The organism is Variovorax sp. 770b2 (genome assembly GCF_900115685.1).
In the GTDB taxonomy this organism is placed as follows: Bacteria; Pseudomonadota; Gammaproteobacteria; order Burkholderiales; family Burkholderiaceae_C; genus Variovorax.
In genome coordinates this window covers 106,845-130,292 of record NZ_FOXJ01000010.1, presented here as the reverse complement: position 1 = coordinate 130,292, position 23,448 = coordinate 106,845, and the positions used below count along the sequence as shown (strand labels likewise).

Genomic DNA, 23,448 nt, shown 5'->3' with positions numbered 1-23,448 from the left:
CGGATCACTCCTTGGAACGCAACGCCCGCAGCAGCGCGATCTGGCGCGCATCGCGTTCAGCCTCGAGCTCTGCACGCGTGCGCTGGCCATACGAGGCATCGGCCTGGGCGAAGAGCAACTCGGTCGTGCGCTCGTCGAAATGCACCTCCTCCTGCATCGAGGCCCAGCGCCGCTCCATGCCGGGGCCGAACTGCTTGACGAAACTGCGGAGGCCACCGTCTCCGCCGCCCAGGTAGAACGAAGCGAACGGCCCGTCGACGGCCCAACGCATGCCCACCGAATGGGTCACGATCGAATCGAGCTCGTCGATGGTGACCACGCCCTTGGCCACCAGCGAGACGCACTCGCGAAAGATCGCCGACTGCAGGCGATTGGCGACAAAGCCCCCGATCTCCTTGCGTACCACCTGCGGCACCTTGCCGATCGCGCGGTAGAAGGCCACCGCATCGGCCACGGCGTCGGGCGATGTCTTCTCGCCAGGCACCACTTCGACCAGCGGAATGATGTGCGGCGGATTGAACGGATGGCCGATCAGCATGCGCGCAGGGTCCAGCATGTCCCGCGCCTGCTCGCTGGCCGGAATGCCCGAGCTGGACGACAGCAGCAGCGCATGCGGTGCCACCACGGCGCCCGCGCGCTTCCAGAGGTCGCGTTTGAAATCGCTGCGCTCGGGGCCGGTTTCCTGGACCAGGTCGGCATCGGCAACGGCGCGTTCCAGGTCGGGCTCGAAGTGCAGGCGCTCGGGGCCGCCTGCCATCGCATGCTCGCTGAAACCCAGCGCACGCAATGCGTCGGCCGCGCGGGCCACGTGGTCGCGCACCTCGGCATCGACGCCGGCGCGCGGGTCCTGCACCGTGACATCGAGGCCATTGGCAAGGAACAACGCGACCCAGGAGGCACCGATGACGCCACCACCGACCACGGTGACCCGATGGAATCGCTGCAGGACATCGATCGCGCCGGATGCAGAAGGCGTGCTCATGATTCAGCGAGCCAGGTAGTCATGCACCACCGAGGGCGGCGTGAGCGAGAGATCGGCCACGATATGGCTGGCCGCGATCACCTCGCGCACGGGGAAATCGGCCATGGGCGCCAGCACGTGCTCGAACAGCTGCAGCCGGGCCGGGCCGCGAAAGGCGGCCTTGATCTCGATGTCCTGGATCTGCGCGCGAACGAGTTCGCAGATGCGCAGCTTGCGGTCGTAGCCACGCATGAGCTTGAGCATGAAGGTCGGCACGCAGATCTCGGCCTTGGCCTCTTCGAATTCCAGCGCCTCGTGCTTGTAGCCCATGGTCGCCACCGCGATGCGCAGCGTGCCGTAGTCGAGCGTGCCGACCAGCGTGTCGGAATCGGTGTAGAGCCGGGGCGCGCCGAGCTTCTTCGGAAAGGCGCTGACCTCGCGCCCGCTCGCGATGGCCGGGTGGCTGTCCACGTACATCGCGTGCAGATACTCCCCGCGCTCCTGCCCCAGGCGCACCACGACGGCCTGGCCGCACTCGGTGTAGTTGCCAAGGCCCGTGGTGTCGGGCATGCGCATGACCTCGAAGCGCACCAGCGGCTCGTCGATTTCAAGCGGCTCGGGCACCACCTTGCGCAGCGCCTCGATGTCGGTGCGGTAAGTGATATTGAGGTACTCGCGGCCATTGAATCGGTAGGGGCCGCGCGGAAAGGCCGGCGCACCGAGCGGCGTGCTGACCTGCTTGAGGAGTTCTTCTACCTTCATGGTCACTTTGCTCCAAATGCGTCGGCATGGTACTCCCGCAGCGCCCGCTTGTTGATCTTGCCGACGCTGGTTTTCTCGATCGCGGCTACAAGAAGGATCGATGCCGGAATCGCGAACTTCGATATCTGGCCGCTCTCCACATAGGCCATGAGATGTTGCTTGAGCGCGGCTTCGGTGAGCGCGCCATCCTGGTTCGCACGTGCCACGACAAGCGCCACCGGCCGCTCGCCCCATTTCTCGTCCTTGATGCCGAGCACGGCCGCCTCGGCCACCCCCGCGTGCCGCTGCAACAGGTCCTCGACCTCGATCGAGGAGATCCATTCGCCGCCGCTCTTGATGACGTCCTTCAGGCGGTCGGTGATCTGCAGGTAGCCATTGGCGTCGATGCTGCCGATGTCCTGCGTGTGCAGGTAGCCGCCTTCCCAGAGCGACCGCGAGGCCTCTGGATTGTCGAAGTAGGCCTGGGCCAGCCAGGGCGCGCGCACCACGATTTCCCCGGTGGACTTGCCGTCGCGCGGCAAGGGCTTCATGTCGGGGTCGACGATCTGCATGTCGACCAGCGGCAGCGGCACGCCGGACTTCGTGCGCAGCGCGAGTTGCTCGTCCTCGGGCAATGCATGGGCTTGCGGCGCGAGCTGCGCCTGCGACAGGGTCGGACAGGTTTCCGACATGCCGTAGCCGGCCCAGACATCGATGCCGCGTTCCAGGGCGGCGTGTGCCAGCGACTTGGTCAGGGCCGAGCCGCCGATCACGATCTTCCAGCCTTGCAGCTCGCCGGCCTCGGCCGCCGGAACGGCCAGCAGCATCTGCAGGATGGTCGGCACGCAGTGCGAGAAGCTGACCTGTTCCGCATTCTTCAGCTTCAGCAGCATCCTGGGCTCGTAGCGGCCCGGGTACACCTGCTTGAGGCCGAGCGCGGTCGCCACGTAGGGCAGGCCCCAGGCATGCACGTGGAACATCGGCGTGATCGGCATGTAGACATCGCCGCGGTGCAGGTTCTGGCCGGGCGCGCTGGAGCCCATGAAGCCCATCACCGCCAGGGTATGCAGCACCAGCTGGCGATGGCTGAACGACACGCCCTTGGGAAGCCCCGTGGTGCCCGTCGTATAGAACACCGTGGCGCGCGTGTTCTCGTCGAAGTCTTCGAAGCGATGCTCGGCCGGTGCCTGGGCCAGCAGCGCCTCGTACTCGCCGGCGAAGGGAACCCGGCCCACCGGTGCATCGGCGGAATCGTCGAGCAGGATGAAGGTCCTGGCATGCGTGAGCTTGGGAAGCAGTTCCTCGACCACCGAGGCAAATTCGGCATTGACCAGCAGCACCTTGGCGCTCGAATGCTCCAGCGTGTAGAGGATCTGCTCGGGCGACAGCCGCACGTTCACGGTCATGAGCGTGGCGGCCATCATGGGCACCGCGAAGTAGCACTCGAGATAGCGATGGCTGTCCCAGTCCATCACGGCCACCGTGTCGCCCGGCCCCACGCCGCAGGCGGCCAGCGCATTGGCCAGGCGGCCGATGCGTTCCCGAAGGCTGCGGTAGTTGTAGCGCCGCAGGTCGCGGTAGACGATCTCTTGCTCGCCCGCATGGGCCAGCGGCGCATGCAGCAGTTGCTTGATGAGCAGCGGATAGCCGTACGCGCTGTCGGCGCGCTGGATCAATGGAGCGGTCACAGGGTTGTCTCCCGGCTTTTTTTTCACAACGCCTCGGTCAGCCCGTAGGCCGCCATCTGCGCATGGAATCGGGCCACGTCGTGGCTCAGGATCACGATGTCGTGCTTCTGGCCGTCACGGTCCTTGACATGGTCGCGCAGCAGCGCCTCGGGCTTGAAGCCCAGGCCTTCGAACACCGCGATCGCGCCGCGCTGGTCGACGGTCATCTGCGCGATGAGCTTTTCCAGACCCATCTCCAGGGCGATGGCAAAGCCTTCCTGGGTGAGCTTCTGCCCCAGCTTTTGGCCCCGCACCTGAGGCGCGACCATCACCCGCAGCTCGCCCACGTGGCGCGACCACGAGAGGTCGTCGCGCACGATGGTGGCGCACCCCAGCACGGCGCCGCCGCGCGTGGCCAGCACGGTGACGATGGTGCCGCGGCGCGTGGCGTCCATCCAGGCCGCCACCACCTTGGGCTGGCTGATGTCGCGCCGCAGGAACAGCAGGTCGTGCACCGAGAGGCCCTGCGCAAAGGCCAGCACGGCGGCCTCGTCGGCCGGTGTCAGCAGGCGCAATTCGATGTCGCCGTCGGGCGTCTCGATGGCGCGCGGATAGGAACGGGTGGATGTGTTTGTCGTGTCTGTCGTCATGTCGAACGTGCTCCCAACCATGCGTCAAGCTTGGGCCAGAGGCGCTTGACTGCGTTGCTACCGGCCACCACGCTGACGTGGCCTCCCTTGAGAACGACTTCTTCCTTGTCCCTGGAGCCGGCTTGCGCGACCAGGGGCTTGGCGGCGTCGTAAGGCACGATGTGATCGTGCTCCGCGATTGCATGGAACAGCGGAACCTTGATGCTCTTCAGGTCCACGCGCCGGCCGCCGATCCTCAGTTCGTTCTTGTAGAGGCGGTTCTCCCACATGAACTCCTTGGTCGTCTGGCGAAAGAGCTCGCCGGGCAGCGGCAGCACGTCCGTGGCCCAGCGGTCGAACATGCGGTAGGACTTGACGAATTCGTCGTTCCAGAGGTTATCCCACAGCTGCACCTGGCCCGCGATGCGATCGGCCGGGCGCAGCATGTCGAAGCCGGCGTAGATCATTTCCGAGGGGGCGTTGCCCACGGTGTCCACGAGGCGGTCGACATCGAAGTGGCGCTTGTCGCTCCATTTGGAGAACAGCTTCATCTGGGTGAAGTCGACGGGCGTGGTGAACACCGCGAGGTTCTTCACCGGGCCATCGGGATGCAGCGCGGTGTAGATCGTGGAAAGCACGCCGCCCATGCAATACCCGACCAGGGTCACGTCTTCCTCGCCCGTGGCGTGCTGCACGCACCGCAGGCTCTCGGGAATGAAGTCCAGGGTGTAGTCCTCCAGCCGCAGCTTCTTCTCGTCGGCCCGTGGCGGGTTCCAGTCGATCATGAACACGTCGTAGCCCTGCCTGAGCAGGAACTCCACGAGGCTCTGCCCGGGTGCGAGGTCCAGGATGTAGCCCCGGTTGGTCACCGCCATCACGAGCAGCAGCGGCACGCGGTAGATCTCGTCCACCATCGGCCGGTAGTGGTAGAGCGCCAGGGTGCCGCGCTGATGGATCAGGTCGCGCGGCGTCACGCCGACGGCGGGGCCGCGCGATCCAAGGAATTCGAGGCCCTTGATGTTGCGTTGCAGGGCGCGCTCGATCTCCGCCTGCACGCGGCTCGCGATCGATTCGCCGGCGGTGTCCGATGTGCTCATGAACGGGCCTGCCGCCTGGCGGCGACGGTTTTCTTGCGCGCGGGCACGGCGACGGCCGATGGCCGTGGCGATGGCGATGGCGGCGCCACGAGCGCCATCGTTGCGGCAGGAGCCGGTGGCTTTCTCGTGCGACGCACCACGGGGGCGCCCTGCATGCCGATGGCCGCGATGCCCTTGCCGCCATCGAGCCGATCGAGCCGCTCGAGCGCGGCCGCCATGCCGATCAGGCGGTCTTCGATGGACTGCAGCTTCTCGGCCAGCGCCAGCACGTCGGCACGGCTTGGCAGGTTCAGCGCTTCGAAGTAGCGCTGCATCAGATCCTGCCGCATCTTCTTGGCGGCCATCGAAACGCCGACCACCTTGTTCATGCCCCGCACGAACTTGTCGGACTTCATTTTTCTGTTGGCAAATTCGTTCACGCCCTTCTCCACCTGCGAGACAACATCGCGCCAATAGGTGAAGGGGTCTAGCGATGCAAGCAAAGACTGGTCGGCCACGGGTGCTCCTTCAGAACACGGCCGTGAGGCCGCCGTCGACCGCGATGATCTGGCCCGTGATGAAGGAGCAGGCATCGGAAGCCAGGAGCGCCGTCACGCCCTTCAGGTCCTCGGGGCCGCCGGTGCGTTTGAGCGGTGCCAGGTCTTCGGTCTTGCCATGCTGGGTATCCAGGATGTATTTGGTCATCTTGGTCGCGAAGTAACCTGGCGCGATCGCATTGACATTGATGTCGTGCGCCGCCCATTCCTTGGCCAGCGCGCGCGTGAGGTTGACCACGCCGCCCTTGCTCGCGTTGTAGGCGAGCGTCGGCATGCCCTCGGGGTAGCCGCCCGAGAGGCCTTGCACCGAGGCGATGTTGATCACCTTGCCGCTGCGGCGCGGCACCATGCAACGCTTTCCGACTTCCTGGCTCGCGACGAAGATCGAGCTGAGATTCAAGGTGATGACCTTGTTCCATGCGTCGATCGAATGGTCGATGGTGGCGGCCCCCCAGGTGGTGCCGGCATTGTTGACAAGGATGTCGATCGGCCCGAGGCCGGCGATGACCTGTTCGACCATCGCAGGAATGTTCTCGAGCTTGCCCATGTCGCACACGATGGGCAGCGCCTCGATGCCCATCGCCTGGAGATGCGCCCTGGCTTCCTCGAGTTCGTCGGCCTTGCGCGCCGTGATGGCCACCTTGGCGCCCAGTTCGCCGAGCGCCTCGGCCATTTGCAGGCCGAGGCCGCGCGAGCCGCCCGTGACCAGCGCGATGCGGCCATGAAGATCCTGAAGTTTGGCGAGGCTCATGTGTGGAACTCCATCGTTGCAGTGGGTGTGACAGCGGAATGCGTGGGGAACAGGTGGCGCGCCATGCCTTGGGGCGCAAACGGCCGCCATCGCCCCTCGGGCTGCGCCAGGCGATCGGCCACGGCATGGAGCACGGCGGGGTGATGACCCAGACCGAAATGGGTCGACCCCACCTCGATGTTCTCGGCCTGTGCGCCGGGCGGATTGAGGCAGCCTTGCCAGGCGACGATGCCGTCGTTGCGGCTGTAGATCGAGCTGGTCGGTACTTGCAGGGGACCTTCGAAGCGCCCCCCGATCTCTGGATCTCCGGCCTTCTCGCCGCTCAACATCTCGTAGACGCGCCAGGCATTGGAGGCCTTGGCGGGGCCGGCAAAGGGACTGCCGAGCGTGATGACCTGGCGCACGAGTTCGGGCGCACGGCGTGCGAGTTCGCGTGCATAGAGACCGCCCATGCTCCAGCCGATGATGCTGACCTTGCGGCCGTTTTCCGCATGCAGCGCCTGCAGCCGCGGCAGCAGCGATGCCTCGACCAGGTTCGCGCGGCCCTTGTTGCGGCCCAGGCCCCAGCGGCTTGCCTTGTAGCCGCGGCTCGCAAGAAAGCTGCGCAACGGCTGCGTGGAAAGATCGGTCTGGACGAGGCCCGGCAACACCATCACCGGATGCCCATCGCCGCGCGGCGTGAGCCAGTACCAGGGAATGGCCGCAAGGTAGGCGCCGAGTTCCGCCACCGCGACGACTTCGCGCGCCCACAGCGCCTTCGAGGGCGGGCCCACCGTGCTTGCCTGAGATGGCATTTTTTGTCTCCTGTATCGATCGCAGCGTAGCGAATAGGCCTGTCGATGCGGAGGTTCGATTGGGCCGATCTGTGGGTTAATTTCGGCCACCTCGTGGTGGCTACGAGTCCCTGAAGGCCGAAGGATTCTTTTGCGTCCAACGCATGAAGGCATGGCGAAAATTGGTGCCGTCGCTGTAGCCGAGCCGGCTCGCGATCTCGTCGTTCGTCATCGGCGTCTCGCGCAGGTAGCCGATGGCCAGGCGCATGCGCACGTCTCCCAGGATCTGGCGATAGGAGGTCTCTTCGGCATCGAGCCTGCGGCGCAGGGTGCGCGGTGTGATGGACAACTCCGCGGCCATCGCGTCGATGTTCGGAAAGCGGCCAGGGTGCTCCACAAGGATGCGGCGAACATCGGTCGCCAACCCGCCGGCCTGATTCACCTCGGACAGGCTCAACTCGCACATCTCCCGCGCCATGGCATAGGTGATCGGATCGGCATAGCGCATGGGTTCGTCCATCCAGGCCGCATCGAAGCACAGCTCGTCGACTCGCTGGTCGAAAAGCACGGGGCACTTGAATATCTTCTTGTACAGGGCGCTGTGGGCCGGTGCGGGATACGCGAGTTTCATCCGCGAGAACTTGAAGCCGGGACCGTAGAGATCGGTCATCAGCGTCAGGTGGCTCGAGAACTGGAATTCGATGGCGAACCGGTACAGATCCTCTCGCGCATCGGACGACAGGATGCCCCGGTATGAATAGGTCGCCGTGTCGTCCTCGCGTGAAAACACCATGTCGGCCACGGGCCCCATCACGCGGTGATGGCGCACCGCGAAGTCCACGCTGGCCGCGTGACTCGGACTGCTGAGCAGGGCATAGCCGTACATGCCGTACGCGGTAACGCGCATGCGCTGGCCGGCCAGCAACGCGAGCGCCGGATCGCTCGTCAGGCGCACGGCATTGCGGAAGACGGTCTGCATCTGGTGGTACGAAATGCGCGTCTTCGAAACATGCAGCTTGCCCTCGGCAATGCCGCTGCCGGCCAGTGCATCGGCTGCCGGCACGCCGTTCTCGACGAGCATGCCGATCAGCACGGCCAGCTTGTGTGCCGGATAGATGCGCTGTTCAAAACTGAGGAGCGGGCTGTTCACGCGGCACAGGCTACCCCATACGACGCCGTCGACAGATCAGGGCCTCTACCAAGCCGTCGACGCATTTTTTTGCGCTGTCCCCAATTAACCCGGCAGGCGGTCTAAGCGCACCTTCCGCAGGCGCGCCGCGACGCTTAGATTGCAGCCGGGATCGGAGCCTGCGCGGCGTCTGCTCCGAAAAGAACACTGGAGACAAAGAATGACGACACACACGACGACATTCGCCGACGCACTGCCGCAGGCTCATGCGTCCGAGGCGACGGAGGCGGTGTACCGCAAGGTCAGCTGGCGCATCATCCCGTTCCTGATGCTGTGCTACGCAGTGGCCTTTCTGGACCGCATCAACATCGGCTATGCCCAGCTTCAGATGAAGCAGACGCTGCCCTTCAGTGACGCGATCTATGGCTTTGGCGCCGGCATCTTCTTCGTGGGCTATTTCCTGTTCGAAGTGCCGAGCAATCTGCTGCTCGCCAGGATCGGCGCGCGCAAGACGCTGCTGCGCATCATGTTCATCTGGGGGTTCGTCGCCGCGGCGATGGCCTTCGTGCGAACGCCCATGGAGTTCTACGCGGCGCGCTTCCTGCTCGGGGTGTTCGAGGCGGGGTTCTTCCCCGGCATCATCCTGTACTTCACCTACTGGTATCCGTCGGCGCGGCGCGGCCAGATCATTGCGATCTTCATGACCGCGACGGCGATCTCCAGCGTGATCGCGGGGCCGTTGTGCGGCGCGATCCTCAAGTACATGAATGGCACCGGCGGCCTGCACGGCTGGCAGTGGCTGTTCATCGTCGAGGGCGTTCCTGCGGCATTGCTCGGCATCGCGGCATACCTCTATCTGCAGGACAAGCCCGAAGACGCGAAATGGCTCACGCAGGAGGAAAAGCAAACGCTTCGCCATGAACTGGACCACGACGAGAAGGACGTGGTGCCCGCTTCGCACACGGGCCTCGGCCAGCTGTTCGCCGACCCCAAGGTCTACGCGCTGGCACTGTCCTACTTTCTTCTGCTCGGAGCGACCTACACGATGGTGTTCTGGATTCCGAGCCTCATCAAGAGCTGGGGCGTGGCCGATCTTTTCTACGTCGGTCTGTGCGCAGCCGTTCCGCAGCTTTTCGGCGTCTTCGCGACCGTCTGGATCGGCCGCCATTCCGACAAGCACCGCGAGCGACGCTGGCACTACGCCTCCTGCGTGATCGCAGCCGCTGCCGGCATGGGCGTGATCAGCTTGTCGCAAGGCAACTTCCTCGCTTCGATGGCCGGGCTCACGCTGGCCGGCATCGGATGGATCGCGGCAACGCCGCTCTTCTTCACGACCACCACCGAATACCTTTCGCGAGCGAGTGCCGCCGGTGGCATTGCGCTGATAAGCAGCCTGGGCAACCTGGGGCCGGCGGCGGCCCCCTCCGTGACGGGGTGGATCACGGCGCACACCGGCAGCCCGGTGTACAGCATGTACCTCCTCATCGCGTTCTACCTGTGTTCGGGTGCCATCCTGCTGCGCGTGGTGCGGCCCGCGCGGGCGCCCGTTCACTAGACGGGCTCGGGCGGGCGAGCCTCCTCTCGCCGGTTGAACAGAACTTCGCGCAAGCGCCCCCTGGGGCGCTTGCGCGCTTTCGCGCGTGATGTTGGTGCTGCCCAGTCGCACGAGCCCCATTGCCGCGTACGTACCTTGGCGGCCACGCGTATCGCGTTCTCATAGCCGCGGCCCGTCCATCGGGCGACTCCTCGAACTGCTCGCCTCGGTCGTCAACCGCATGCCGCACGCATCGCGCTCGATCGGCGTCAGGTGCGCCCGGCCTTCAACCTTTGAATGCCTCGCATCGTGCGTGCCGGTTATGTTCATTGCCTGCATCGGGAATGCCGTCATGCGCATGTTTTAAGTAGATTGAACCTCTCTGTTAGCAGGCCCCTGTTTTGTGGAAATCGAACGCGATATCCAGGTGGCGAACGAAAAGGAAATCTCTTGGAAGTGCATCAATCGGAGGTCCGCGATCTGCTGCGCGCGAGCAAGACTTTTCTCCAGCCCGCAGAACTTCCCAAGGCATACGGCATGCGCATCGCCGTGCTCGACGATTCGGACCCGAACAGGGATTTCGTATGCAGCGCGGTCCGCGCGCTGGGGCATGGCGCTGCAGAGTTCCGGCGCATCGAGCACCTGGCGCAGTTGCTCGATGCGGGAGAAAAGTTCGACATCGTGGTCGCTGCGCTCAGCGGCGATCGGCACACGGCGTTGTCCAATGCGCGTTATCTGCGGCACATCGCCGGGATGTCCATGCCGGTGCTGCTGATGCTTCATCCCGAGCAGTTGCGAAGCGCCGAGACCTTCGTCATGGACCCGGCGATCGATTTCATCCTGATGCCCTGCGAGGAATGCGAGATCGTCGCGCGCATCCTCGCCACCACGATCAATGCGGCGCACTTTCACCGCGCCTCCACGCGCCTTGTCTTCGGACACTATCTGTTCGAACCCCGATTCAGCAGGGTCAGCTTCCACGGAGAGAAGATCCGGTTGAAGCCACGGGAGTTCGACCTGGCCCTCTTCCTCTTCCAGAATGCCGGCGTTGCGCAGCCGCGCGATGTGCTCTTCAAGGCCGTCTGGCCCGAGGGCACCTGGAAGGCCGGTGTGCGCACGATCGACGTGCACGTCTCGTGCATACGCCGCAAGCTGAAGCTCAACTTCGGCGACCACCGCGGTGCGCGGCTGTCTACCCTGCACGGCATCGGCTATCTGTTGACCTTTTTCGAGAGGCAGGAAGACGCGGTCACCTAGGCTCATCAGAAACCTTTCAAGGTGGAAGACGATGCGGAAAGATCGCAAGAGCGGCGGCCGCCAGGAATGAACAGCATGGGAAATCAGTCGCACGGCCTGCAGCGCCGGATAGATCGGGTGCCCCACCTTGCCGCTGCCGGAACCACGATCCAGACCAGCGACGCGATCCTGCGGGAAATGGCCATCGACTACTTTCTCCTGGTGCTGGTGCGTTGTGGCAAGAGAAGTGTCCGGCGGGGTTCGAGCGTCTGCACCGCGGGACCGGGCGATGCCATCCTGATGACGCCCGGGACCTACGACGTGACCAACTTTTCGGACGGCCCGCGGGCCTACCGCTCCGATTGGCTGGCCTGGGACGCCAGCCTGGTGAACCCGCTGCCCGATTCGCCGCTGGTCGACGTAGCGCCTGTCGATGGCGCCCGGCTGCTCTCGCCCGTGGATGCCTTGCTCGAGGATGGGTTCGAGATGGCGCGCAATGCGCTCGGGGCCGGCGACCGCTTGCCGCCTTCCATCCTGAAGCACCGCGTGCTGGAGGTCCTGATCTGGTTGCGGGAACACGGCTTCCATCTGGTCTCGCCCAGGCAGAAATCGCTGGGCGACCAGATTCGAACGATGGTGGTCGACGATCCTTCCGCGGACTGGAATACGTCGTCGCTGGCGGCCGCCTTCTCGATGAGCGAGGCCACCTTGCGCCGGCGCCTGGGCGCCGAAAGCACTTCGTTCAAGCAGCTGGTTTCAGATGCCCGCATGGGGCAGGCCTTGAACCTGCTGCTGGCAACGGATCTGCCCGTCTACCGCGTCGCCCTGGACAGCGGCTACAGCTCCACGTCGCACTTTGCGACCAGATTCCGCGCCCGCTTCGGCCTTGCGCCCTCGCAAGTGCGCGGGAATCGTCGGGGTTCCTAGAAAGGCGGCATGCGCCGCAAAGGCCTGCAGGCGCGCTGGAGGTGAGCGTTTCGTGATCGAAGTTGACGGTTGCGGGCGCGTTGCGCCTCGGGAGACCCGAACAATCGAAGTGCACGAGGTCCTCGCGCCAGTTTCTTTCCGCTACCTGCACCGCATGCGTCTTACTTTCCAGGACATCGATCACTTCCTCGCGCTTTCCGATGCAAGGAGCCGGCACGAAGCGGCGGCCTCGCTGGGGATGACGCCATCCGCCTTGAGCCGGGTCGTGCAACGCGTGGAGGCGGAGTTCGGCCTCGTTCTCTTCGTTCGCCACGCGCGAGCCCTGAGCATGACGAAGGAGGGCGAACGGCTGGCGTTCGCGCTGCGGCAGATGAGCACGGGATATGCCGTGGCGACCGGCGTCATCGCCCGGCTGCGAGGCGACTGCGAGGGCCGGCGGGATGCGAAGCAGCTTCGTGGAATCGGCAACCTTCGCAACGCGCCCATCCTGCAACGAACGGGCCCCTGAAAGCCGGGCAGGAATTCAAGCGTCGGCCTCGTCGTCCGCGCTTGGCGCGGTGGCCGCGGCGCTTCACCCCCCGCGCTGACCTCGCCATGCCCTGGTCTGCACCATCAGCAGGTCGCAGAACGCCTTCGTCAACGGTGAGCGCTCGGTCCCCGAGCGCGTGAGGCAAAGCACCGAGCGATCGATGTGGAACTCCGGTATCGAGATGAGCTGAAGGCCGTGCTGGTCGGCGGCCCGGTAGAGCGAACGCGGGACCATCGCCAGCATCTCGGAAGCACGCACCAGCGACAGCACGGTCTCGGAGGCATATTCGACCTCGACGGCCACCGTGGGCGCCGGCAGTTCGAAGCGCGCGAACAGCGCCTTCAGGCTCTGGTATCCCGCGGAACTTCGCGCACCGTGGATCCAGTTGAAGGGCATGAGGTCGGAGGGTGCCAGGCGCGAGTGCCTGGCCAGCGGATGCATCGTGCTCATGACGGGCAGGTGAGGGTCCTCGCCCACTTCCACATGGTCGCAGCCCTCGGGCGGTTCGCCGTAGCTGGGAATGACGGCAGCGTCCAGGTGCCCATCGGCGACCGCGCGCGCGAGCTGGTCCGATCGCCCGATCTGCAAGGTGGCCCGAAGTCCGGGCCGCTGGCGCACCAGCGCCGACAGCACCAGCGACACGAGGCCCACGCGCGTGGTGTCGGTGCTGCCCAGACGCAGGCGCCCCGACTGCTCCGCGCGGGCGTCGGCGGCCACGCGCAGGACCTCTTCGTAGGTCTTGCCGAGCTGTTCGGCCACTTCATTGAATCGCCTGCCTTCGGGGGTCAGTTGCATGCCGCGCGCATCGCGCTCGAAAAGGACAAGCCCGCATTCGGACTCCAGCCGCCGGATGGCCTTGGTGAGGGCCGGCTGCGTGACGCCGCAGGCCTTGGCCGCCGGGCCCAGCCGCCCGTGCCGGGCGACGGCGAGAAAGTAGTTCACGTCGCGGGGTGTGATGTTCATGCGCTGGTTGATGCCGGGGCCCAGGGGCGTGGGTTTCGATGCATGGGGCCAGGCGTTGTGCAACCGTCCCACTGCGCGTGGGATGCGGGCCAACCTGCCGGCATTCATGCGCATCGTGCGGTCGGGAGTCCGCGCGACGCTGCGCAGTCAAATGATAGGTACCCGTTCACCGCCGAAGAGACGGTTTCGCCCCGGCTTTCGGATTGGTTATGAAACTTTCGGCACTTGGGAATGAGTCTGGAGGAGGGCGCGTCGACAGCGCCCCGAACCGCCAGCGATGGCGCGCGGCTTCAGAGGGGATCTGAGCCGCCGCCCGGCGCGGCCTGGGCCTGCTGCAGCAGAAGATCGCAGAACGCCGCGGTCAGCGGCGAGCGCTCCATGCCCGCGCGCGTGATGCACAGCACCGAGCGGTCGATGTGAAAGTCCGGAATCGGAACCACGCGAAAGTCGAGTTGATCGGTGGCGCGAAAAAACGAGCGCGGAATCATGGCCAGCATGTCGGAGTTCCGCACAAGCGACAGCACGGATTCCGATGCGTATTCGACTTCGACGGCCACGATCGGCGCCGGGAGCTGATGGCGCGCAAACAGCGCGCCCAGATTCTGGAAACCGGCGCTGTCGTGCGCGCCGTTGATCCAGCGGTAGGGCATGAGGTCGGCGGGCGCGAGGCGCGAACGCCCGGCCAGCGGATGCCTGGCGCTCATCACGGGAAGGTGGGGGTCCTGCCCGATCTTCACGTGGTCGCAGCCTTCGGGTGCGGCGCCGTACGTCGGTATCACGGCGACATCGAGCTGCCCCTGGACCACCGCGAGCGCCAATTGGTCCGACCGCCTGATCTGCAGCGTCGCGCGAAGCCCGGGCCGCTGGCGCAACAGCGCCGACAGCGTGGACGGAACGATGCTGGCGCGCGTGGCGTCGGTGCTGCCCAGGCGCAAGAGCCCCGATTGCTGCGCACGCACGTTGGCAGCCACCTGTATCGCGTTCTCATAGCGGCGGCCCAGCAGTTGGGCGACCTCCTTGAACCGCTCGCCCTCGGCCGTCAGCCGCATGCCGCGTGCATCGCGCTCGAACAGGATGAGGCCGCATTCGGCCTCCAGCCGCTGGATGGCCTTGGTGAGCGCGGGCTGCGTCACATGGCACGCCTCGGCCGCCTTGGCGAGCCGCCCGTGCTCGACCACTGCAAGAAAGTAGTTCACGTCGCGAGGGGTGATGTCCATATGCGGTCAGTACAGAGGGGCTGCGACATCGCTGTGCGATGCGGACCGTCGCCGGCCTTGGTCTTCGGCGGTGGCGCTGATGTAAATCCTAAGAACTAGTTCACACATTGCACTCACGTTTTTGCGGCGCTGAATTGGGTTATCGAATTTCACGCCATCGGGAATGAGGTGTCGAGAGGGGGAAACCTAGCATCGCCCGGCGATTCAAGGGACGGGTGCTGACGGCTTCGATGGACATCGGGGGGTTGTGCTTGTGCCGAGAGCCAATCAACACAGAGATTCATCTTGGGGCCGGTGTGAACAAAATTTGTCGAGTTATCTGGAGTGAAGCGCTTGGGACGTGGGTGGCCGTCTCCGAGCTGGTGAAGGGCAAGGGCGCTTCATCGACGCGTGGGGCCGCAAGCGGCATCAGGATTGCGCGGTTGCGGCCGGTCGCGTGGGTGTGCGGCATCGTCCTGCCGGCATTGATGACCCCTTATGCCTTCGGCCAACCGTCGATCACGGGCAACAACCAGACGTTTGCCATCGGCAGTGCGACCGCCGGTGGGACGGGGTGCGTTGTGATCGGGGCGACCGGGACCTTTGGCGCAGTCGCGACGTGTACCGCAACGGCCGTCGACTCCGTGGTCATCGGCAATGCCGCCAGGTCGACGGGCCAAAGCGGAACGGCGTTGGGCACTGGAGCGCTGACCACCGGGTCGTTCGCCATTGCTGTCGGTCCCTCCGTTGCGAACGGCGCGAGCGCAGTGGCCATCGGCACTCTTGCAAACGCCAGTTCGAACAATGGCATTGCCATCGGCACGAACGCCGCGAATTCCGGTGGCGCGGCGATCGCCATTGGTCAAAGTGCCAATGCTTCGGGGGGGGCAGGCGCAATCGCCATCGGCGGCCCGGGCGCCAGCGGGCGCGCGACAACCGCGACCGGCGCCGATTCATTGGCTGTGGGCAGCGGTGCCGTTGCGGGAGCGCAAGGCACTGCACTGGGGCTGGTATCGAATGCCGCGGGCTTTGGTGCAACCGCAATTTCGGGCGGACAGGCCACCGGTGCGGGGGCGATCGCCGTCGGGATCAGTACTTTCGGGTTGACCACGTCAGCCAGAGCAACCGGCACATCCGCCATCGCGTTGGGCGGATCTTCGAATGCGTCGGCCAACGGTGCCATCGCGATGGGCGCTTTTGCGAATGCATCCAGTGCCGATGCGGTTGCCATTGGCAGTAATTCGAAGGCAACGACTGGAGGCTTTCCAGGTCTGGGCATCCTCGATCGCACGGCGCCGGGTTTGGGGGCCTTTGCGACGACTGTCGCCGGTGCCGTGACGGTCGGAGCGGGCAACACTGTATCGAGCGGCGGTACGGCCGTTGGTATCAACAACAACGCGAGCGGCGCTACGAGCCTCGCCATTGGCGATGGCAACCGGGTTTCCGGTGACCTGGCCATGGCTTTCGGTACCTTCAACAATGCCAGCGGGGCTTCTGGACTGGCCATGGGTGTGATTGGGACGGCTTCGGGCAACACCTCGATCGTCATCGGCCGGCAAGGCACTGCATCCGGAGATTTATCCATCGCGATCGGCAGCCTCGCGCAAGCCACAGCCAACAATGCAGTGGCCCTGGGTAGTTCGGTCAAGGCGTCAGGTCTTGGTTCTACTGCAATCGGCGGTGGGAGCGACACGACCTCGGGAATCCAGGATGCAACGGCGACGGTTGCATCGGGCAAGTTCGCGACGGCGATTGGTGTCACCGCGAAGGCCAGTGGCGAAAACGGCGTCGCCATCGGGGTCAACGCCACCTCGGGCACCCAAGGCCAGAACGTGGCGATCGGCTCAGGCACCACCGCCAACAGCGGTACCGCCGCCGGCGGCGCGGTGGCCATCGGCCGGGGGCAGAAGGCCACCGGCAACGGTGCCGTTGCCATCGGCGACCCCAATACTTCCAATGGCACCGGCGCCGTGACGCTGGGTGCAGACAACACGGCAGGCGGCGACCTGGCGGCGGCGACGGCGGCCAATGGCGCCGTGGCGATCGGCAATGCCAACAACGCGGTGGGCCAAGGTTCTGTGGCGCTGGGCAATGCGTCCAAGGCGCTGGCAGCGGGCGGTATCGCGATCGGCGACTCGGCGACTGCGCTGGCTGCCGATTCCGTATCGCTGGGCCGGAATTCAACGGCAACATCGGACAGCATTGCCATCGGCCGGGCCGCCAATGCGGCCGGCTCGGGGTCGTCGAACATTGCCATCGGCGCAGATTCGATCGCAGCAGGTCGGTTCAACGTGGTGGTCGGCAATGCTGCCGCTGTGAAGGCGGGCACGAATTCCACCGCAATCGGCTACGGCGCAACCGTCAACGGCGACGGTGGCAATGTGCTGGGAAACGGAGCAACGGCTGGCAACGAATCGGTCACGGTAGGGCACGTCGCCAACGCAAATGTCTTCGGCGCCGCGGCGCTTGGTGCCCGCACATCGGTGACTGCGCAGGGTGGGGTGGCCGTCGGGCGCCAAGCCAATGCCAGCGTCGCAAACAGCGTGGCGTTGGGAAGCGACGCCGTGACCACGGGCACTGCCTCCGCCAGCACCGGGGGCACGGGTGCGGTGAGCAATGCCGTTGTCGGGGGCACCACCTTCGGCGGTTTCGCCGGCACCACGCCAACGGGCGTTGTCAGCGTTGGTTCGGCGGGAGCGGAACGTCGCATTCAAAATCTTGCCGCGGGCCAGATCTCGGCGACCAGCACCGACGCGGTCAATGGCAGCCAGCTCTTCAGCGTGACCAGCACCACGCAGAGCCAGATCGGCAGCCTGTCGACGTCCACGTCGTCGGGGCTGAGTACGGCGACCAGCGGCATCTCCAGTCTGTCTACCGGGCTGAGCACCGCGACGAGCGGCTTCGGCAGCCTGTCCACGGGCCTGAGCACGACCAACAGCGCCGTCGGCAGCCTGTCGACTTCCACGTCGTCGGGCCTGAGTACCGCAACCAGTGGTATTTCGAGCCTGTCGACCTCGACCTCGAGCGGGCTGAGCACGGCGACGAGCCGCATCGGCAGCTTGTCGACCTCCACGTCGTCGGGTCTGAGCACCGCCACCAGCGGGATCTCCAGTCTGTCCACGGGTCTGAGCACGGCGAGCAGCAGCGTGAGCAGTCTGTCGACCTCGACGTCGTCCGGCTTGAGCACTGCCGCGAGCAGCGTCGGTAGCTTGTCGACCTCGACGTCGAGTGGTCTGAGCACTGCGACGAGCAGCATCTGCAGCTTGTCGACTTCGACGTCGAGTGGTCTGAGTACGGCGACCAGCGGCATCAGCAGCTTGTCGACCTCCACGTCGTCCGGCCTGAGCACTGCGACCAGCAGCATCAGCAGCTTGTCGACTTCGACGTCGAGTGGCCTGAGTACGGCGACCAGCGGCATCAGCAGCTTGTCGACCTCCACGTCGTCTGGCTTGAGCACGGCGACCAGCAGCATCGGCAGCCTGTCGACTTCCACGTCATCGGGCTTGAGCACCGCAACCAGCGGCATCTCCAGCCTGTCCACCGGCCTGAGCTCGACCAACAGCGGCCTCAGCAGCCTGTCGACTTCGACCTCGAGCGGTTTGAGCACGGCCGTGAGCGGCATCAGCAGCCTCTCGACGGGCCTGAGCTCTTCAGTCAGCGGCATCGGCAGCCTGTCGACGGGCCTGAGCACGACGAACAGCAACCTGGGCACGTTGAGCTCGTCGGTCAGCTCGATCTACAACACGGGCACAAAGTACTTCCACGCCAACAGCACGGGCGCGGACAGCCAGGCCATCGGCGCCAACAGCGTGGCGATCGGCCAGGGTGCGATCGCGAACAGCGCCAACAGCGTGGCGCTGGGCGCGAATTCGGTCGCCAGCAGGACTGCCGCGGCGCAAACCAACTACGACGCTTTCGGGCTGGCCAGCAAGCAGAGCTCGTCGGGTGAACTGAACATCGGCAATCGGCAGATCACCGGCGTCAGCGCCGGCAGCGCAGACACCGACGCGCCCAATATCGCGCAGCTGAAGGGTGTTGCGGATTCGCTGTCGACGGGCCTGAGCACGACGAACGGCAATGTGAGCAGCCTGTCGACTTCCACGTCGTCGGGCCTGAGCACGGCGACCAGCGGCATCTCCAGCCTGTCCACCGGCCTGAGCACGACGAACAGCAACGTGAGCAGCTTGTCGACCTCGACGTCCAGCGGTCTGAGCACTGCGACGAGCAGCATCGGCAGCTTGTCGACTTCGACCTCGTCAGGCCTGAGCACTGCGACGAGCAGCATCGGCAGCCTGTCGACCTCGACTTCGTCCGGCTTGAGCACGGCGACCAGCAGCATCGGCAGCTTGTCGACTTCGACCTCGTCAGGCCTGAGCACTGCGACGAGCAGCATCGGCAGCTTGTCGACCTCGACATCGAGCGGCCTGAGCACGGCGACCAGCAGCATCAGCAGCTTGTCGACTTCGACGTCGAGTGGTCTGAGTACTGCGACCAGCAGCATCAGCAGCTTGTCGACCTCCACGTCGTCGGGTCTGAGCACCGCCACCAGCGGGATCTCCAGCCTGTCAACTGGTCTGAGCACGACCAACAGCAACGTGACCAGTCTGTCGACTTCGACTTCGAGTGGATTGAGCACCGCCACGAGCAGTATCGGCAGCTTGTCGACGTCCACTTCGAGTGGCTTGAGTACTGCGACCAGCAGCATCGGCAGTCTGTCGACCTCCACGTCGTCCGGGTTGAGCACGGCAACCAGTGGCATCTCGAGCTTGTCCACGGGCTTGAGCACCACCAATAGCAGCATCGGTAGCTTGTCGACCTCGACCTCAAGCGGTCTGAGCACGGCAACGAGCAGCATCGGTAGCTTGTCGACGTCGACGTCGAGCGGCTTGAGCACCGCGACCAGCAGCATCGGCAGCCTGTCAACTTCGACGTCGAGTGGCCTGAGCACCGCGACCAGCAGCATCAGCAGCCTGTCGACTTCGACTTCGAGCGGCCTGAGCACGGCGACCAGTGGCATCTCCAGCCTGTCCACGGGCCTGAGCACCACGAACAGCAACGTGGGCAGCTTGTCGACTTCGACGTCAAGTGGTCTGAGCACGGCGACCAGCAGCATCGGCAGTCTGTCGACCTCTACGTCGTCTGGGTTGAGCACGGCAACCAGTGGTATCTCGAGCTTGTCCACGGGCTTGAGCACCACCAATAGCAACGTCAGCAGCTTGTCGACCTCGACCTCGTCTGGCTTGAGCACAGCCACCAGCGGTATCTCGAGCTTGTCGACATCGACCTCGAGTGGATTAAGTACCGCCGCGAGCAGTATCGGCAGCTTGTCGACGTCCACTTCGAGTGGCTTGAGTACTGCGACCAGCAGCATCGGCAGCCTGTCGACCTCCACGTCGTCGGGCCTGAGCACGGCGACCAGCGGCATCTCGAGCCTGTCCACGGGCTTGAGCACCACCAATAGCAACGTCAGCAGCCTGTCGACTTCGACCTCGAGCGGTCTGAGCACTGCCACGAGCAGCATCGGCAGCCTTTCGACCTCCACGTCGTCTGGTCTGAGCACCGCCACCAGCGGGATCTCCAGCCTGTCCACGGGCCTGAGCACCACGAACAGCAACGTGAGCAGCTTGTCGACTTCGACGTCAAGTGGTCTGAGCACTGCGACGAGCAGCATCGGCAGCCTGTCGACCTCCACGTCGTCGGGCCTGAGCACGGCGACCAGTGGCATATCGAGCCTGTCCACGGGCCTGAGCACCACGAACAGCAACGTGAGCAGCTTGTCGGCTTCGACGTCAAGTGGTCTGAGCACGGCGACGAGCAGCATCGGCAGCTTGTCGACTTCCACCTCGTCTGGCCTGAGCACGGCGACCAGCATCATCGGCAGTCTGTCGACCTCCACGTCGTCGGGCCTGAGCACGGCGACCAGCGGCATCTCGAGCCTGTCCACGGGCTTGAGCACCACCAACAGCAACGTCAGCAGTTTGTCGGCCTCGACATCGTCTGGCTTGAGCACAGCCACCAGCGGTATCTCGAGCTTGTCGACCTCCACGTCGTCCGGCTTGAGCACGGCGACCAGCGGCATCTCCAGCCTGTCCACTGGCCTGAGCACGACCGACAGCAACGTGAGCAGCCTCTCGACCTCCACATCGAGCGGCCTGAGCACGGCCACCAGCGGCATCTCCAGCCTGTCGACTTCGACTTCGTCCGGTTTGAGCACTGCGGCCAGCAGCATCGGCAGCTTGTCCACCTCCACGTCGACTGGCCTGAGCACCGCTACCAGCAGCATCAGCAGCCTGTCGACCTCGACATCGAGTGGTCTGAGCACTGCGACGAGCAGCATCGGCAGCCTGTCGACGTCGACCTCGAGCGGCCTGAGCACTGCCACTAGCAGCATCAGCAGCTTGTCAACCTCGACATCGAGCGGCCTGAGCACTGCAACGAGCAGCATCAGCAGCTTGTCGACCTCGACGTCGAGTGGCCTGAGCACTGCGACGAGCAGCATCGGCAGCTTGTCGACGTCGACCTCGAGCGGTCTGAGCACGGCAACGAGCAGCATCGGCAGCCTGTCGACATCGACTTCGAGTGGTCTGAGCACAGCGACCAGCAGCATCGGTAGTTTGTCGACGTCGACGTCGAGCGGCTTGAGCACCGCCACCAGTGGTATCTCCAGCCTGTCCACGGGCTTGAGCACCACGAACAGCAACGTGAGCAGCCTGTCGACATCGACGTCGAGTGGCCTGAGCACGGCAACCAGTGGCATCTCCAGCCTGTCCACTGGCCTGAGCACCACGAACAGCAACGTGAGCAGCCTCTCGACCTCCACATCGAGTGGCTTGAGCACCGCAACCAGCGGCATCTCCAGCCTCTCCACCGGCTTGAGCACGACCGACAGCGCAGTCAGCAGCCTCTCGACCTCGACATCGAGCGGTCTGAGCACGGCAACCAGTGGCATCTCCAGCCTCTCCACCGGCCTGAGCACAACCGACAGCACGGTCAGCAGCCTGTCGACCTCCACATCGAGCGGCCTGAGCACCGCCACCAGCGGCATCGGTAGCCTCTCCACCGGCCTGAGCACCGCCTACAGCGGCATCGGCAGCCTGTCCATTGGCCTGAGCACCGCCACCAGCGGCATCGCGAGCCTGTCCACGGGCATGAGCACCGCCACCAGCGGCATCTCCAGCCTGTCGTCCGGCCTGAGCACGACCAACAGCAACGTCAGCAGCCTGTCGACTTCCACGTCCAGCGGCCTGAGCACGGCGACCAGCAGCATCAGCAGCCTCTCGACCTCGACGTCGTCGGGCCTGAGTACGGTCACCAGCAGCGTGGACAGCCTCTCGACCTCCACGTCCAGCGGCTTGAGCACGGCCACCAGTGGCATCAGCAGCCTGTCGACCGGCCTGAGCACCGTGAGCAGCAATGTCGACAGCCTCTCGACCGGGCTGAGCACGACGAACAGCAACGTCGGCAGCCTGTCGACGTCCACGTCCGCCGGCCTGAGCACGGCGACCAGCGGCATCTCCAGCCTGTCCACCGGCCTGAGCACGACGGACAGCAACCTGGCCAGCCTGTCCACCAGCGTGGGCGGCGCGAGCAGCGGCCTGACGAGCCTGTCGACCTCGACCTCCACGGGCCTGAGCACCGCCACGAGCAGCATCAGCAGCCTGAGCACGACGGTCAACACGATCAACGACAAGGGCACCAAGTACTTCCACGCCAACTCCACGGCGGGCGACGCGGTGGCCAGCGGTGCGGAAGCCGTGGCGATCGGTCCGAAGTCGTTGGCCAGCGGCGCCAACTCCTTCGCCGCCGGCAACGATGCGAAGGCCACGGCCGACGGCACGGTGGCGATCGGCTTCGGCGCGCAGGCCACCCAGACCGACGCCGTGGCGATCGGCTCTGGCGCCCAGGCGGTCGGAGCCAGCGCCATCGCGATCGGTGCAGGGGCATTGGCGACCGGCTCGCAGGCCTTCGGCAAGGATTCCCGCGCAGGCGGCGGCGGTGCGGCGTTCGGCGACGGAGCCGACGCCGGCGGCACGGCGCTGAGCAAGGCGCAGAACGTCTCGCGAGGCACCGCGATCGGCTTCGGCGCCGTGGTCACGCAGAGCGGCGGCGTCGCGCTGGGTGCGAACTCGGTCGCATCGACCGCGGCAGGCGTGGCCGGCTACGTCCCGGGCACTGCGAATGCGCAGCAGGAAGCAGCCATCCGGGCCACGACCAGCACGCAGGCCGCGGTGTCCGTGGGCGACGCGGCCAACGGCCAGTTCCGCCAGATCACCGGGGTCGCCGCGGGTTCGGCCGACAGCGATGCGGCCAACGTCGCGCAATTGAGGGCGGCCTCCGGCGCGGTGGCCGCCAGCAGCGTGCAGTACGCGACGAATCCGGACGGATCGGTCAACTACAACCAGGTCATGCTGGGCAACGGCCAGGCGCCCAATGGTGCGCGCCTGAGCAACGTGGCGCCGGGCATCGCGCCGACCGACGCGGTCAACCTGGGCCAGCTGGGCGCCGTGCAGGGCCAACTGCAGGCGGAGATCGGCAGCACGCAGCGCATCGCCTACTCGGGCGTGGCGATGGCCACCGCCATGAGCACGCTGCCGCAGGCCATGACGCCGGGCAAGAGCCTGATGTCGGTCGGCGTGGGCCACTACGGGGGCTACAACGCCATCGCCGTCGGCTACTCGGCGAGATCGAACGACGGCAAGTGGATCTACAAGATCAACGGCGGCTACAGCGGCACCCGATTCAACATCGGCCTGGGTGTCGGCTACGAATTCGAGTGACC

17 protein-coding genes and 2 pseudogenes are annotated in these 23,448 nt (G+C 65.5%); 7 read left to right on the top strand and 12 right to left on the bottom strand.

Annotated elements, in window-relative coordinates; genetic code table 11:
- Positions 1-4: 4 nt before the first annotated feature.
- From BM133_RS32310 to BM133_RS32270, 9 genes are all read right to left on the bottom strand, one after another.
- Complete coding sequence (locus BM133_RS32310) at positions 5-982, bottom strand: 3-hydroxyacyl-CoA dehydrogenase NAD-binding domain-containing protein (RefSeq protein WP_093443273.1); 978 nt, start codon at positions 980-982, stop codon at positions 5-7.
- A gap of 3 nt (positions 983-985) precedes the next feature.
- Entirely contained in the window at positions 986-1,723 is a 738-nt protein-coding gene (locus tag BM133_RS32305) for an acetoacetate decarboxylase (RefSeq protein WP_093443271.1), read from the bottom strand.
- Positions 1,724-1,725: 2 nt separating this feature from the next.
- The gene (locus BM133_RS32300; RefSeq protein WP_093443269.1) at positions 1,726-3,390 is read right to left on the bottom strand and encodes a fatty acid--CoA ligase; all 1,665 of its coding nucleotides are present in this window, start codon (positions 3,388-3,390) and stop codon (positions 1,726-1,728) included.
- A 23-nt stretch (positions 3,391-3,413) separates the two neighbouring features.
- Entirely contained in the window at positions 3,414-4,019 is a 606-nt protein-coding gene (locus tag BM133_RS32295) for a GNAT family N-acetyltransferase (protein ID WP_093443267.1), read from the bottom strand.
- Positions 4,016-5,095: a PHA/PHB synthase family protein gene (locus BM133_RS32290; protein ID WP_093443265.1), complete on the bottom strand. Its 1,080-nt coding sequence runs from the start codon at positions 5,093-5,095 to the stop codon at positions 4,016-4,018. The genes BM133_RS32295 and BM133_RS32290 overlap by 4 nt, the downstream gene beginning before the upstream one ends.
- Entirely contained in the window at positions 5,092-5,592 is a 501-nt protein-coding gene (locus BM133_RS32285; RefSeq protein ID WP_143100277.1) for a hypothetical protein, read from the bottom strand. The genes BM133_RS32290 and BM133_RS32285 overlap by 4 nt, the downstream gene beginning before the upstream one ends.
- Before the next feature lie 10 nt (positions 5,593-5,602).
- On the bottom strand, positions 5,603-6,382 hold the full coding sequence (locus BM133_RS32280; protein ID WP_093443261.1) for an SDR family oxidoreductase: 780 nt from the start codon (positions 6,380-6,382) through the stop codon (positions 5,603-5,605).
- Positions 6,379-7,176: an esterase/lipase family protein gene (locus BM133_RS32275; RefSeq protein WP_143100276.1), complete on the bottom strand. Its 798-nt coding sequence runs from the start codon at positions 7,174-7,176 to the stop codon at positions 6,379-6,381. The genes BM133_RS32280 and BM133_RS32275 overlap by 4 nt, the downstream gene beginning before the upstream one ends.
- Before the next feature lie 100 nt (positions 7,177-7,276).
- Positions 7,277-8,305: an AraC family transcriptional regulator gene (locus tag BM133_RS32270; RefSeq protein WP_218158420.1), complete on the bottom strand. Its 1,029-nt coding sequence runs from the start codon at positions 8,303-8,305 to the stop codon at positions 7,277-7,279.
- Between the two features lie 199 nt (positions 8,306-8,504).
- On the opposite strand from BM133_RS32270, the gene BM133_RS32265 reads away from it, so the two are divergent.
- The 4 genes from BM133_RS32265 to BM133_RS32250 all read left to right on the top strand — a co-directional run bounded on the left by BM133_RS32265 (position 8,505) and on the right by BM133_RS32250 (position 12,489).
- Positions 8,505-9,839, top strand: a complete 1,335-nt coding sequence (locus BM133_RS32265) for an MFS transporter (RefSeq protein ID WP_093443259.1) — start codon at positions 8,505-8,507, stop codon at positions 9,837-9,839.
- Positions 9,840-10,115: 276 nt separating this feature from the next.
- The gene (locus tag BM133_RS32260; protein ID WP_093443257.1) at positions 10,116-11,075 is read left to right on the top strand and encodes a response regulator transcription factor; all 960 of its coding nucleotides are present in this window, start codon (positions 10,116-10,118) and stop codon (positions 11,073-11,075) included.
- A 75-nt stretch (positions 11,076-11,150) separates the two neighbouring features.
- Positions 11,151-11,981, top strand: a complete 831-nt coding sequence (locus BM133_RS32255) for a helix-turn-helix transcriptional regulator (RefSeq protein ID WP_177225017.1) — start codon at positions 11,151-11,153, stop codon at positions 11,979-11,981.
- Positions 11,982-12,033: 52 nt separating this feature from the next.
- Positions 12,034-12,489 (top strand): helix-turn-helix domain-containing protein, encoded by a 456-nt coding sequence (locus tag BM133_RS32250; protein WP_143100275.1) that lies wholly within the window; start codon positions 12,034-12,036, stop codon positions 12,487-12,489.
- 63 nt (positions 12,490-12,552) lie between these two features.
- Here the strand turns inward: BM133_RS32250 and BM133_RS32245 are convergent, their stop codons facing one another.
- Together BM133_RS32245 and BM133_RS32240 are read right to left on the bottom strand one after the other, a co-directional pair.
- Positions 12,553-13,473, bottom strand: coding sequence for a LysR family transcriptional regulator (locus BM133_RS32245; RefSeq protein WP_177225016.1), 921 nt, complete (start codon positions 13,471-13,473; stop codon positions 12,553-12,555).
- A gap of 290 nt (positions 13,474-13,763) precedes the next feature.
- Entirely contained in the window at positions 13,764-14,690 is a 927-nt protein-coding gene (locus BM133_RS32240; protein ID WP_093443249.1) for a LysR family transcriptional regulator, read from the bottom strand.
- 230 nt (positions 14,691-14,920) lie between these two features.
- Between BM133_RS32240 and BM133_RS35845 the strand changes: the two are divergent.
- Positions 14,921-15,121 (top strand): annotated as a pseudogene (locus BM133_RS35845) (ESPR domain-containing protein); the annotation flags it as partial.
- 44 nt (positions 15,122-15,165) lie between these two features.
- Here BM133_RS35845 and BM133_RS35840 read toward each other — a convergent pair.
- Positions 15,166-15,528: a hypothetical protein gene (locus BM133_RS35840; RefSeq protein WP_371286376.1), complete on the bottom strand. Its 363-nt coding sequence runs from the start codon at positions 15,526-15,528 to the stop codon at positions 15,166-15,168.
- Between BM133_RS35840 and BM133_RS35835 the strand changes: the two are divergent.
- Positions 15,437-15,835 (top strand): annotated as a pseudogene (locus BM133_RS35835) (hypothetical protein); the annotation flags it as partial. The gene BM133_RS35840 and the pseudogene BM133_RS35835 sit on opposite strands and share 92 nt — an antisense overlap.
- Positions 15,836-15,856: 21 nt before the next feature.
- On the top strand, positions 15,857-23,446 hold the full coding sequence (locus BM133_RS32235; RefSeq protein WP_371286378.1) for a YadA-like family protein: 7,590 nt from the start codon (positions 15,857-15,859) through the stop codon (positions 23,444-23,446).
- Positions 23,447-23,448 lie beyond the last annotated feature (2 nt).

Excerpts from the sequence above, each read along its gene's own strand:
- BM133_RS32310 (WP_093443273.1), bottom strand. The coding sequence starts at position 982 with ATGAGCACGCCTTCTGCATCCGGCGCGATCGATGTCCTGCAGCGATTC.
- BM133_RS32305 (WP_093443271.1), bottom strand. The coding sequence starts at position 1,723 with ATGAAGGTAGAAGAACTCCTCAAGCAGGTCAGCACGCCGCTCGGTGCG.
- BM133_RS32295 (WP_093443267.1), bottom strand. The coding sequence starts at position 4,019 with ATGACGACAGACACGACAAACACATCCACCCGTTCCTATCCGCGCGCC.
- BM133_RS32290 (WP_093443265.1), bottom strand. The coding sequence starts at position 5,095 with ATGAGCACATCGGACACCGCCGGCGAATCGATCGCGAGCCGCGTGCAG.
- BM133_RS32280 (WP_093443261.1), bottom strand. The coding sequence starts at position 6,382 with ATGAGCCTCGCCAAACTTCAGGATCTTCATGGCCGCATCGCGCTGGTC.
- BM133_RS32275 (WP_143100276.1), bottom strand. The coding sequence starts at position 7,176 with ATGCCATCTCAGGCAAGCACGGTGGGCCCGCCCTCGAAGGCGCTGTGG.
- BM133_RS32265 (WP_093443259.1), top strand. The coding sequence starts at position 8,505 with ATGACGACACACACGACGACATTCGCCGACGCACTGCCGCAGGCTCAT.
- BM133_RS32260 (WP_093443257.1), top strand. The coding sequence starts at position 10,116 with ATGCCTCGCATCGTGCGTGCCGGTTATGTTCATTGCCTGCATCGGGAA.
- BM133_RS32255 (WP_177225017.1), top strand. The coding sequence starts at position 11,151 with ATGGGAAATCAGTCGCACGGCCTGCAGCGCCGGATAGATCGGGTGCCC.
- BM133_RS32245 (WP_177225016.1), bottom strand. The coding sequence starts at position 13,473 with ATGAACATCACACCCCGCGACGTGAACTACTTTCTCGCCGTCGCCCGG.
- BM133_RS32240 (WP_093443249.1), bottom strand. The coding sequence starts at position 14,690 with ATGGACATCACCCCTCGCGACGTGAACTACTTTCTTGCAGTGGTCGAG.
- BM133_RS35840 (WP_371286376.1), bottom strand. The coding sequence starts at position 15,528 with ATGGCGATCGCCGCGCCACCGGAATTCGCGGCGTTCGTGCCGATGGCA.
- BM133_RS32235 (WP_371286378.1), top strand. The coding sequence starts at position 15,857 with ATGGGCGCTTTTGCGAATGCATCCAGTGCCGATGCGGTTGCCATTGGC.